We start from the raw sequence: 12,828 nt of genomic DNA, 5'->3' as shown, positions 1-12,828 counted from the left end.
GTTCATTGACAAGAAGGAATGTCGGGTGTATATTCCCCATATATTCAAATAATCAAATATATGAAGAAGAAGGGTTCTTATGAAATGGTCGGGTAGATTTGAAGGTTATACGATCCAATCGTTGCGTCGGGATCTTGTTGCTGGGTTAATTGTCGGTGTCGTAGCAATTCCACTTGCCATGTCTTTCGCTATTGCATCAGGGGTAAAACCTCAATTTGGAATATATACGACCATTGTAGCAGGGTTTCTAATTTCACTTTTTGGCGGATCCAAGTTTCAAATTGGAGGTCCAACCGGAGCTTTTGTTCCGATATTATTAGGTATTGTCCTGCAATATGGATATGAAAATTTGCTCATCGCCGGAATGATCGCAGGGGTCATTCTTATTTTGATGGGCATTTTCAAGCTCGGTATCTTAATTCAATTTATTCCAAGGCCCGTTACGATCGGGTTTACGTCAGGTATCGCGGTCATCATTTTCTCAGGCCAAATCGCGAACTTCTTGGGACTGCAGCATATAAAAAGTCATGAGTACTTTTTATCGAATATGAAAGAAATCGGGGCTCATCTCTCCACTTGGAATATTTATAGTGTTCTGACTGCTGTAATCTGCCTTGCCGTCCTTCTCTTTCTACCAAAAATACTACCGAAACTTCCGGCATCATTGGCTGGACTTGTCGTTTCAAGTGTTATTGCGTCTATATTTTTTAGTGGAAAAATAGCAACGATCGGTTCTACCTATGGCATGATCCCGGATACGCTGCCAAAGTTCTCCATGCCTCATCTGTCGCTGGATATCATCATACAGCTTCTCCCTGCTGCGTTCGTTATTGCGATGCTCGGTGGAATTGAATCACTGCTCTCTGCTGTTGTAGCAGATGGTATGACAGGTAGCAGGCATCATAGCAATCGAGAGCTTATTGGGCAAGGGATTGCGAATGTCGTCACGCCGTTATTTGGAGGAATTCCTGCGACTGGGGCGATTGCACGTACGGCTACGAATATTAAAAATGGCGCCGCTTCACCAATATCGGGGATGATTCACGGCCTTGTCGTTTTATCTGTTCTTGTCTTACTTGCTCCCTTTGCTTCAACGATTCCATTATCCAGTATGGCGCCGATACTGATGGTCGTGGCCTGGAATATGAGCGAGCGTAAAGAGTCTGTCCATGTTTTAAAAACAAAATCTAGTGATTCGATCATTTTGTTGATTACATTTCTCCTTACGGTATTAACAAGTCTGACTACGGCGGTCGAGGTCGGATTAGCGCTAGCGGTTATTATTTTTGTTATACGGATGCGGGATATCCTTACAGTGACAAAGGTCTTGCCTGATCCATCGATGAAGAATGAGAAGGTAAAACCATATATGGTCAATGAAAATCACGACTGTCCCCAGATCAGCATTTATACAATTGAAGGTCCCCTATTCTTTGGAGCAGCAGACATGTTTCAGAAATCCATTATGGATACAACGAGCTCGCATGTGAGAGTATTGTTGCTGCGATTTGGGAAAGTACCCTTCATGGATGCTACCGGCGAAGCTAACCTCGCTCGTGTTGTACAGTATGTTAAGAATTCTGGTGGTACTGTTCTTTTTTCAGCCATGCAATCGCAACCAAGAGTTTATATGAGAAAAACTGGATTAGACCTACGCATTGGAACAGAACATTTCTTTGACCATACCGGCGAAGCAATTAGCTTTGCTCTAGGTAAACTGGATGATAACAAATGTTTAGGCTGTAGCCATTTCGCATTTCGTGAATGTACCGCGTTATCTTCAAATAAGGACGAATCCAAGGTCATAACATATATTGACAAATCACGATCAGTAGATTTATAATCCATATAAATCCTAGTATATTAGTATGATTAATTCGTCGGTGAAATACTCAACCACGCTTGGGTGTTCAGAAAAAGGAGAGTACATGCACATGCCAAATGTCCAAACTTTCAAAGCAACGGCCCATTTACAAGATGGGGTCAAAGTCATTACCAATGTAAGACAATTCGAACTCGTCATCGATGAGCCGAAAAACCTTGGTGGTACTGACACAGGAATGAATCCTGTCGAAGCATTGCTTGCCTCCTTGGGCGCATGCCAATCCATTGTCGCTCGGGTCTATGCTCCCAAATTCGATGTCGTGCTTGAAGATTTCAGGGTAGATGTTGAAGGTGAACTAGATCTTGACGGATTTTTCAACCGCTCTGAAGTCCGCCCTGGTTACTCCGATATACGCTACACGTTCTACATCAAGTCCCAATCGTCTGCCGATAAAATCGAACAATTTGTTCAATTTCTGGAGAGCAAATGTCCAGTGGGCGACACGCTTGCGAATCCAGTGAATCTCAAGCTGAATCGCGTCGTTATTGAAAATTAAAAAACACCTTCAAGCTTAATTCCTATGGAATCAGTGCTTGAAGGTGCCCTATTTCAGCAGCTTATTATTTCTCCATGACAGCAAAGTAATTATCTTCATCATCTGCAAAGTTAAATACTCTACCGGATGGCATGTTTACAATTTCTCCGACTTTGACATTTTTATTGGATAAGTCGCTATACAACCCATCAAGATTCTCCGTAAAAAACATTAAAGAAGGTGTACCCAGATTCATTCCAGGCGACATTTTTGCAACGAATTCCTTGTTATGTAGAATAATACTTGTTTCTGCTCCTTTTGTTGGAGCAACTTCTATCCATCGCATGCCTTGACCGTTATTTTCTTCAGAGATCATACTGAATCCGACTTTTTCGGTCCAGAATTTAACAGCCTCATCTTGGTTATTGACATATAACATAATTTGACCGACTTTGCTAATCATTGATTTACCGCCCCTTGTGTAAGGAATATTTTGCTTAAGGTACAGGTTTCTTGAGTAACCCGCCTGTACAATCAGTTTAATATATAAATTTACCAAAACACAAGCGATGCCTTCTCTAAATCCATGTCAACCACGTACTTGCACCCTTCTGCAATGTTGCATTGGCTTCCTCTAATCTTCCTTTCAAAAATCGAAATGTAAAAACGGACTACGTTAAGATCGTAGTCCGTTTTCACATGTTCGATTTTTACATCATTCTTAGTGCTGAATATCCTGTGCGAACAACTCGGCTAAGGAGAAAGGCGGTAAGACCTCTTCGATGAGCGCTAGCAAGGCATCGTCGTAATTATGGCGCACTTCACAGGTACGATCGAAAATCATCGTCGCTTCATCCTCCGCCGTAACAGCCGTCCAATGCGGCAGCCCTTCGTGGTTCGGGTTACCTGTGCGGGCAAAGTTAATTACAGCCCCGAACACCTGCTTCTCCAGCTTGTCGGAAACACCAGGTACATTGCAGATCTCCACCTTGCTCGTGTTGTGGAACACAAAAGGAATATCCGCGCAGTGCCACGCTGTTTTGCCATTTTGATAAGGAAACTCAAAAGTAAAATTGTACAGAAACGCCGGTGCTTGCTGACTATCCGCTTGCAATTTAGCCAGCGCTTTGGAAGGCACTCGGAAAATTCGATCTAACGCCAGTAAATCGACGGCATTTTTATCAGGATACGCTTGGACATACAAATCGATGAGTTCTTGGGTGCGTTCGCCAAAACGCTTGGTTAGAATCGCCTTCATCTCTTCGTAGGACAACTCATTTTTGTTGAACGGTAATGGCGCAAAGGAAAACTCGCCGATAACAGAGCCAACCATCATCGGGATGGTTTTGGCGTGCTCGGTAAAGCCACTGAGGAGCGGCTCGCCCTTGTAGAAATCGTTCTCCATCGGCATGCAACCGATATACCTGCCCTGTTGCGCTACAATAGGACACACCTTATTGTAGGCCTGTACCAATTCGTGATAAGGGACCGTCTCCAGTTTCTCTACATCGTTCACATCGATTCCTAACGCTTCCAGCATCGCAGTAACGATCTGCGTGCCGTCACCTGAAGGTATGGGCATCAGCTTGCCGTCAGACACGCCACTCATCACAATCGCTTTGTGGAACAAGCCGTTCGCGCTCGGGATCTGCATTAAACCGGTTGTTTTCATGCCTCCCCCGGACTGGCCAAATAGCGTCACGTTCTCCGGGTCTCCACCAAACCTCGCAATGTTCTCGTTGATCCATTTTAGAGCTGCAACAATATCGGCATGGCCAGCGTTGGCCGAATTCGCATACTTTTCGCCGAATGGAGATAGGTCCATGTAACCTAGGATATTAAGACGGTGATTCACCGAGACCACCACGACATCGCCTTCTCGGCTCATATTGAAGCCGTCGTAGGCTTCCTGTTCGATCGAAGAGCCCGCTACGAAACCACCACCATGCAGCCATACCAAGACCGGTTTTTTCGCCTTCGCATCCAGCGTCTCAGTCCAGATGTTCAGATTATGACAGTTTTCATCCTGCGGCCAGTACCGATGGGGTACGAGCAGCTCACCGGTGGGCTTTTCCTGCGCCATCAGCGGGCAGACAAATCCATAGGAAGTTACTTCCTTCACACCCTCCCAAGGTTCAACCTCGTTAGGCATCTGGAACCGTTTGGCTTGTGCGTAAGGGATCCCTTTGAAAATATACATGCCATCGAATGAATAACCTTTAAGTTTACCAGCTTTTGTCTCTATGACAGGTACGTCATCGTATCTGAATTCTTTCACCATCTTCAATCCTTCTTTCTATGAAACAATTTCATAAATGAAGCAAAAAAGTATTTTGAAATCGCTTCAATCTTTTATAATTTCATTATAAGAAATAAAGCGGTTTCAAAATACACAAAATCAATAGACTTCGTGTGAGAAAATGATTCATTTTTCATGCTTCGATCATCTATCACGCTGAACATGACAAAAAACACACTAAAAAAGACAAGAATCGGATATACCGTTTCAGGTACCCGATTCTTTGCTTCGTATAACCTGTTAACCTGTGATGGTGATTAATTGAACCTCATGCGGCTGAAGATGGGCATGAAGCGTGATACTTCCGTCGCTATGCACGGTTTCTCTGCTGTACAATGGATGTGACTGGTGATCCAGCAAATGCTCCTCTTCCTGATTAAGCTGTTCAGGTGCCCCCATTCGAATCCAGGCATCAAAGGTGCTGCCGCCACCTGGGCCAATGTGATAGCGGCGCAGCGTGTGCTTTCCTTCCTCAAGTCCGTCCAATCGAATATGGAAAGATTGCGGCCGCTTTTCATTGAATACGTTATATCGCTCCGTTTTGGTAAGATGGGTGGTATGGCGGTAGCGGTACAGCATGTCATAGTGCGTATAGTTATACAAGTAAATTTGAAGTTCACCATCTTTTTTGGTCATGAAGTAGCCTTGGCCAGAGGCAACCAACTCATCGCCGATCCGGTTAAGCAATTCCATCGCCCGAAAAGCGCTTTTGGGGAGGCCGTTCCGGGTGAACAGGCCAAACCCGCCATGGAACAATTCGGCGGCAGGCGCGATCTCATCCATTTGGTCGCTGGCGCTGAAATATCCCATCGCATGGTAGCTATCGTAATTTTCTAATATCGCTTTGAAAATATAGGTCGATTTATAGCTCGTATCATTGCACAAATCGCGCTGCCAAATATTGTTACTCCATTCCTCCAGCATCACGGGCAAGTCAAGGCCTTGCTCCTTTACTACTCCACGGATCGCTTGTAGGGCGCTTGCAAGGTACTGCTCGTCGCCGCTCACCGCGAGATCCAATGCGTCATTCGTCCTGTTTAGATCTAGTCCGCCTTTTTCGGTACCAGGTACAATGCTCATGAAAGCGCGAAAAGAGAGAATATCCGGCATACACAACTCTGATTTACACATGTCCAAAAACCACCGGTTGGCTTCAAGCGAATCAATGCCATTCCCCGGACCGCAAATGATAATATCGCTGCAGACGGATTTGATGGCACGATACGATGCGAGATAAATCTGGGTATATTCTTCCCAGGTAAATAATCCCAGCCCTGAAAACTCCGGCGCGCACCACGGGGAAAATAACCAACGGCGCAACGATTTCTGCCCATAGCGCTGCATAAGATGTTGAACGATCGCTGTGATCAGATCCCCCCACTGGTCAATGTCTCTAGGCGCAGATATGATCGACGGCCGGCGAACAACGGAAGGTTTATTTTGGGCGAGAATCGATGGCATATAACTGAACTCCAGCATTGGCATTGCGCCCGTTGAGAGGATAAAGTCCACCACGGTGTCTAGATAGACGAAGTTATAGTTAGGGTTACCATTGACATCTGTGGTAAACAGCATCATATCATCGTCAAGAATTCCCTTGCAGCGGATGTACTGGAATCCAATCTCACGCTGAAGCTTTGCAATCTGCGTTTGCACGGAGCCGTTAAGAAGATCCTTGCCATAACCCGCGTTCATAAGACGCTTCCAATGGTGTTGCAGCGGCTTGATGGTCTTTTTCGTATCCACCGTAATCTCCGTCGTATCAACAGGTTGGTAAGTGATTTCTTCATATGCAACGTTTGCGTAACGCATCAGTGAAGAAAACGCAGTTGAAAAACCATCTACCGTCTCCGTAGGGTTGACCGCTTTTTCGATTCTGGGCTGCTCCTTGATGTTGCGTCGGTATTGACCAGGTGTCAACCCACGATACTGCTTATAAGCTTCGATGAACGCATGGGCGCTTGAAAATCCGGTGTTGTAAGCGATCTCCGTAATGGTCGCTTCACTTCCCAATAGGACGGTAGCGTGTATCAAGCGAACCTGCGAAAGGTAAGCTTTGAAGGTTACCCCCAGAAATTTATGAAATATGCGAGAAATATAGGAGCTGCTCAGAAACGTATGCTTGGCTAGATCGGCTAAGGTGATGCTTCCCTGATAGTGCTGATGAATATAATCTGTAGCCGCACGTAAGTGTTCATTAGCTGAGTTTTGCTCCTCGATAGCAGGTCCATCGACTAAAAAATGCTGGAATAAATCATCCAACAAACCTACCAACTTCCCACGCAAATGGATGGAAAGCTGAGATTCATTTTTATATTGAGCCCGAAAAGCATTGGCAAACCCCCGGCGCAAGAGGTCAAAAGGCTGTTGACGATCCTTGGAGAACAAAAAGGATTTGCAGTTCACCACTGGCCTTGTGATCTCGGGGCACACCGACGTAATGAATGTTGGAGATATCAACAGCGAAAGCGCCAAGGCGCTCTGATCCAGAGCTATACTTCGTATCTGGAAGCTGTTGACGGCAAAGATGTCCCCTTCTCGGATCGCATAGGACGCGGCCCCTTCCCCACAGTGCAAACAGCCTGTCCCTTGCAGCACAAAAATCAACTCCAGATGCTGGTGCCATATGGAAGATGCATCACTGGGTTTGATTAACACAAATTCAAACTCTGGAGACAACAGAAGGCGAACCGCCTCTTGCTTCACTTCTTCGCTATAACGGGTAAAGCTTTGTCCTTTCTTGTGTGGCATAACAATATCCCCTCCCGTCAACAGTGTTGAATTCATTTTACCATGAACTCTTTTATCACTGTCTACCATGAGGGGATAATATCGTGGCTCGGCAGCCTCTTCAATACCGTCCCATCCCTTTAGCGAACAATCGAATAATCCGTCAGGACGACGCCAGCATCCTTGATCGCGTAGGCAAAATCATCGTCCAACATCAACTTATACTCCCATACCCTCTTCTCCCAGTCTGGAACTTGTTGTAGCATGTGTTCGTCATCGACGGCTGGATGAATATACGTCTCACTGATCCCTTCAGGCAAGTTGTACATTTTAGCGATAATCTCTTGCTTAAATCCTTCGTATGTCTCCCCTTCTTGAATATGAAAAGGATGCGATAACAAGTAATCGGGAATTGCGACACCAAACGCATCTGCGAGTGACGATACATCAGCCGCTATACGATCAACTTCAGGAATCATCGAGAGTAGTGGATCGCTCAAATAGACTTTGCGGAAGAAACGGAATGGCAGGTTCCAATCTGCGCATAATTTCAAGGCTTCCGCTATATGGCTTCTACCCATCGCAAGACCATACAGACTGCCCATATGATTATCCGCATGTGTAGGATAAATACCGGATTGTATGATCTTCTCGTATTGAGCATGTAATTCCTGTAGAATGGCATTCGTCTCTGCATGTCGTTCAAATGCTTCAACGGTTTTGTGCATCTTTCCACTCTCGTCATGAAGCGAAGGATGTCCGGTTAAGCTTGTCCAGCGAATGGCATCGAACTCACTTGTAAGCGTCATATGAAACCCAATATTCTTCTGACCTCTTTTTCTGCACCACGCTGCTGCTTCCTCGAAACCTGGCGCTGGAGCCATCATTGTCGCCGAGGATACCTTGTTTTCCTCAAGAAGGTGCATAATGGCTTGGTTCATCGGACGGCTCTGACCGAAATCGTCACAGTTGATGATGAGATACTTAGGATTCATGTACAGTTCTCCCTTCTACTCTCACGAACAACGAAATAATGATGGAAATGAACAACAGAATCAACGGAACGACACTGATCAAATATCGGAAGGTCGACTCAGGATCAGGCCCCGGATTGTCTCCGCTTTCATACCCGAAGATCATACCAACGATTAGAAAAGCGAGTGCTGAGATCAATCCACTGGACCGAACTATAAATCCGCTTACCGCCGTGTAAATACCCTCGCGTCGGCTGCCAGTCTTAGCCAGATCCTGATCAATAATTCGACTGGTGACCATGGGTGGAGAAACGAGAAATCCGGCCAATCCGAAGCCAACAATGATCCCCGCTATAATACCGCTTGTTAAATTGCTACCGAACCAAAATGAAATGACGGCTAATGCATAGACGATAAGGGACAATCTCCATCCTTTGACTGGATCCATCTTGCGTAACATCCAGTACCACACGCCGACGAGTGGGATGACAGAGACGAACACGGCTGCGAACAAAATCGTATTCTGCGCCTCCGGGATGTGAAGGACGTACTTGGCGTAAAAAGGAATGGTTGCACTGAGCAGACCGTTAACGGTCTGAGCGAACGAGTTGGAAATATTGACGAGCCAAAAGGGTTTGTTTTTAAGCGTTTCTTTAAAGGCTTCTTTCAACTTCAACTGCGGCCCACTGCTCGCCTCCTCATCCTCTTTGATGAATTTCAAGAATAGGAGCATAAGAACAAGAAACACAATGGAATAGATGATGGCCATGTTACTGAAACCAAGCGCTTCGAACAGAATAGGTGTTAGTGCAGTCCCTATCAGAATCGCTAAGATTTGATAGCCTTGTTGAATGGCTGAAGCTTTTGTGCGAATGCGGTCTCCCTTGAACAATTCAGGAAATAGGGCACCATAGTTGACCCAAATAATTGTCGCCATGGCTTCGTAGAATATAAGCGCAACAAGAAACCATGTGAACAATCCCGTATCTGACATGTTGCTTGGTGGGGAGAATACTAGAATAAACGCAAGAACGAATAATGGTGAAGCAATGAATATCCACGGTCGTCTGCGTCCGTATTTCGTTTTCGTTCGATCTGACCAATAGCCGAACATGGGTTGGTTAACAGCGTCCCAGATTAAGAAGATCGTTCTTGCGAGCGTAGCGAGACCGATGCTGAGACCTAGCTTATCAACGTAGTAATACGTATAGAATGAACTGAAAGCTTGGCTTGGAATCATCATAGCCAGCATCCCGAATGCATAAATCATTGGGGAATTGAGAAGCTTCTGTTTCATATGTAGAATAACCTCCGATAATTAATCGCAACTTTACTCTCAATTTGATTCTCTGTAAATATTATTTGACTACCCAATACAACCTCTGCTCCCTTCCTCTATTGCCAAGAATATACAAACCTGATCATTGATATTCGTTAACTAGTAGGCTTATCCCTCTTTTTATCATGACTCTCCTGATGACAACTGGCGGAACAAGCTGACGAATCGTTGCAATCCCTCCCGCAGCTGTACTTCATTCAAATAGGAATAACTCATTCGAATCCTAGAATTCATTTCCCTGCGCGGGTCGCAGATGGAGCCTGGCACAAAGGTAATGGATTGCTCGATGCTTTTGCCAAGAAGGCTTTCCATCGGGGTAGATTCCGGAAGCTTGATCCACAAATTAAATCCGCCTGCCGGGGAGTTCCATTGCCAACCTGTAGCGGACAACTCATCTTCCATAATTTCCTTGCGGACCGCCAGCGCCGTTCGGAGTTTCTCCAAGTGCTGCTGCATGCGTTCCGAAAAGAAATAATGCAAAAAGATTTTTTGGTTCAGTAAAGGCGTCCCGCTGTCCGATAGCGATTTCGCCTTAACCAAATATGTCATGATGCTAGGGCGGCAGGCCACCATGGCAATACTCAAGCCCGGGGCAATGTATTTGCTGAAACTTCGAATATAAATCGTGCACCCGGCTGTATCGTAAGCGAAAAAAGGTGGCGGCGGTTCTTCACCGAAAAAGATATCCGGACAAGGGTCGTCCTCTACCAATAGACATTGATATTGAGCCGCCAGATCAACAATCCTCTTCCGTTGTTCTGCAGGGACGGTGTAGCCCGTTGGATTCTGAAAGGTAGGATTGAGATAAAAAAGACGCGGCTTGTATTTTTGCATAAGCTCTTCCACCTGATTCAGATTATATCCGTACGGGTAGATATCGATCGGGACAATATTTGCTCCCTGCCTTCTGAACACGTCTATCGCCGGGCTATAGGTGGGCCTTTCGAGCAATACGGTATCCCGCGGTTTGACCAGCACTCTGGCTATGAGATCGATAGCTTCCTGCGAACCGGAGGTAATCAATACTTCATCCTTCGTCAGATCGAAATGATGTCGATCCGCAAAATATTGGCAAAGTGTTTCCCGTAGTTCTGTGTCCCCCTGCGTTGTAGAATAAGTCCCTAGCACTTTGGGATAAATATCAAACACTTTTTTCACGTATTCGGAAAAATACCGGTTCGGCAGCAGATTAGGATCCATTAATGCCTTGGAAAATTGATACACGGCCTCTACCTGATGGATTTCGGAAAGACAGCTTTCATGTACATAAGCGGATACGATCGGGTCCTGCTGCGCAGCGGGCGACAGCGTACTGCCTGGCTGCACATAATATCCAGATTTATCTTTTACATACACTTTGCGGTTTTGTTTGAGTAATTGATACGCTTTGAAGACGGTTAAGCGGTGAACCTCGAATTCCGCCGCCAGCACGCGAATTGAAGGGAGTTTCTCATGTGCCTTCCACTCCCCGCGTCTGATCCGTTCCAGAAGATAGTCGTACACTTGTTCAAATAGTTTATCCGAATGAACATTCGAAAGAACGTCTCTTTTCATAGGCCCCTCCCCATCCCTCTTTTCCTCATATTATAAACGATTTGCATAGCATCTGTTCTATTTGATTTCAACTGTTCTGTCCCATCCCCCTTATGATAGAAAAATACAAGGAGGAATGGACATGATTTGGATGAATTATTTGATAATGTGTTTGGTTTTCGGGACGACTTTTTTGGCTATTAAAGTAGGGATTGATGCAGGTGCGCCACCTTTTTTCTCAGCTGGCCTCCGTTTTCTTCTCGCTGGGAGCATCATTTTGTTATACATGGTTGTCAGACGAAAAGCGAGGTTGTCTCTTTTGCTCCATAAAGAGATGTTATTAACGGGCGCGGGACTAACCTTTGGCGTGTTCGCAACATTATATTGGGCTGAACAATATTTGAGCTCCGGCATTGCGGCAATCTTGTCGGCGACGGCACCACTCATGATTTTGTTGCTTCAAACCGCGATATCCCGTCAGCGTCTATCACTCAGCTCTTTGGCAGGCTGCCTCACAGGGACAGCGGGTGTCGTTTTGCTGCTATTGCCCGGCATTGCCTTTACCTTTAGCAGGTTTTGGGTTCTTGGATGTGCGGCCGTATTATTGGGCCAAGTCTTTTATTCCACGGGTACCGTATATTCGCGCCGAGTCGTGCAGCGGTTTCAAGATACGTCTCCCATTGCTTTGAATGCAGCTCAAATGATCTATGGCGGAGGGTTGCTTCTGATCCTATCCCTGTTCACAGAGAAAATACAGATCGAGACCATGCTCGCTCCAAACGCCATTTGGTCGCTTTTGTATTTAATCATCGCCGGTTCGATGACTGGACACACCATCTTCTATTGGCTGATCGCCAAAACCAATCCCGTGTTTCCATCCACTTGGCTCTATATCTCGCCGTTGATTGCCCTTTGTCTTGGAGCTGTTTTGTATGATGAGCCTGTTTCGGTTTTATCGGTGGTTGGCGGAATCATAATTATCATCGGCATCATTGTGATTAACATGGACAGTTTGAGAACCTTCGTGTTCAAAGGGAAACATGCGGGAAAGGAAATCAGCAAACAAGTTACCGAGTAGCTATATAGTGACTCTAAAAAAATCCCAATCAAAACACTTGGTTACTGGCTGCTATGCACATTGACCCGTAAAATGGACACTTTGAAGATAGTGGTCTTCATGTATGGTTTTCATCCAAATCGTGCAGAATCATTTCAGAAATGTCAGGGAAAGATACCTTTGGGATGTTACACAGACTTCGTAGTAGCGTTTCAAATCACGAACAAAGGAGTGAAATAGATGGCTAACAATAACGATCGTAATCGAAACGGTGATTCAGCTGAAAACACAGCTGGAATGAGTACTGGAGATGCTGTAGGAACCGTGGGTGGTGGTGCTGCGGGTGCTGTCGTAGGTACTGCTTTTGGTCCTATAGGAACTGTTGTAGGTGGAATCGTAGGCGCATCACTGGGCAACCAGGCGGCAGATAGTGTCCAAGATGACGATGATTCCAAATAAATAGGATTATTGCTCGTCAAGTAAGGAAAAAGTGAGAAAAACCAGGGTGCGGAGGGAATCTCTGCACCCGACCTAAT

The 12,828-nt window shown here is 45.5% G+C and carries 10 protein-coding genes; 4 read left to right on the top strand and 6 right to left on the bottom strand.

All coding sequences use genetic code 11. From position 1 onward, the window contains the following. Positions 1 to 79: 79 nt before the first annotated feature. The gene (locus C558_RS0119925; RefSeq protein WP_018758057.1) at positions 80 to 1,843 is read left to right on the top strand and encodes a SulP family inorganic anion transporter; all 1,764 of its coding nucleotides are present in this window, start codon (positions 80 to 82) and stop codon (positions 1,841 to 1,843) included. Between the two features lie 91 nt (positions 1,844 to 1,934). Then, complete coding sequence (locus C558_RS0119920; RefSeq protein ID WP_018758056.1) at positions 1,935 to 2,381, top strand: OsmC family protein; 447 nt, start codon at positions 1,935 to 1,937, stop codon at positions 2,379 to 2,381. Between the two features lie 64 nt (positions 2,382 to 2,445). Here C558_RS0119920 and C558_RS0119915 read toward each other — a convergent pair whose 3' ends face one another. From C558_RS0119915 to C558_RS0119890, 6 genes are all read right to left on the bottom strand, one after another. After that, the gene (locus tag C558_RS0119915; RefSeq protein WP_018758055.1) at positions 2,446 to 2,823 is read right to left on the bottom strand and encodes a VOC family protein; all 378 of its coding nucleotides are present in this window, start codon (positions 2,821 to 2,823) and stop codon (positions 2,446 to 2,448) included. Positions 2,824 to 3,081: 258 nt separating this feature from the next. Continuing rightward, on the bottom strand, positions 3,082 to 4,641 hold the full coding sequence (locus C558_RS0119910; RefSeq protein ID WP_018758054.1) for a carboxylesterase/lipase family protein: 1,560 nt from the start codon (positions 4,639 to 4,641) through the stop codon (positions 3,082 to 3,084). Positions 4,642 to 4,899: 258 nt separating this feature from the next. Beyond that, positions 4,900 to 7,410: a GH39 family glycosyl hydrolase gene (locus C558_RS0119905; protein WP_018758053.1), complete on the bottom strand. Its 2,511-nt coding sequence runs from the start codon at positions 7,408 to 7,410 to the stop codon at positions 4,900 to 4,902. A gap of 119 nt (positions 7,411 to 7,529) precedes the next feature. Continuing rightward, complete coding sequence (locus tag C558_RS0119900; RefSeq protein WP_018758052.1) at positions 7,530 to 8,384, bottom strand: polysaccharide deacetylase family protein; 855 nt, start codon at positions 8,382 to 8,384, stop codon at positions 7,530 to 7,532. Continuing rightward, positions 8,374 to 9,660, bottom strand: a complete 1,287-nt coding sequence (locus tag C558_RS0119895) for an MFS transporter (RefSeq protein ID WP_018758051.1) — start codon at positions 9,658 to 9,660, stop codon at positions 8,374 to 8,376. Before C558_RS0119895 ends, C558_RS0119900 begins: the two co-directional genes overlap by 11 nt. Before the next feature lie 165 nt (positions 9,661 to 9,825). Continuing rightward, positions 9,826 to 11,256: an aminotransferase-like domain-containing protein gene (locus tag C558_RS0119890; RefSeq protein WP_018758050.1), complete on the bottom strand. Its 1,431-nt coding sequence runs from the start codon at positions 11,254 to 11,256 to the stop codon at positions 9,826 to 9,828. A gap of 121 nt (positions 11,257 to 11,377) precedes the next feature. Between C558_RS0119890 and C558_RS0119885 the strand changes: the two genes are divergently transcribed. After that, positions 11,378 to 12,313 carry a DMT family transporter gene (locus tag C558_RS0119885; protein WP_018758049.1) on the top strand — a complete coding sequence of 312 codons (936 nt, stop codon included), beginning with the start codon at positions 11,378 to 11,380 and terminating at the stop codon, positions 12,311 to 12,313. Positions 12,314 to 12,532: 219 nt separating this feature from the next. Further along, positions 12,533 to 12,751, top strand: a complete 219-nt coding sequence (locus C558_RS0119880) for a hypothetical protein (RefSeq protein ID WP_018758048.1) — start codon at positions 12,533 to 12,535, stop codon at positions 12,749 to 12,751. Positions 12,752 to 12,828: the final 77 nt, after the last annotated feature.

The organism is Paenibacillus terrigena DSM 21567, from assembly GCF_000374845.1.
Taxonomy (GTDB): Bacteria; Bacillota; Bacilli; order Paenibacillales; family Paenibacillaceae; genus Paenibacillus_K; species Paenibacillus_K terrigena.
Note: the sequence above shows the minus strand (reverse complement) of the source record. Positions and strands in the feature narration are given on the sequence as shown.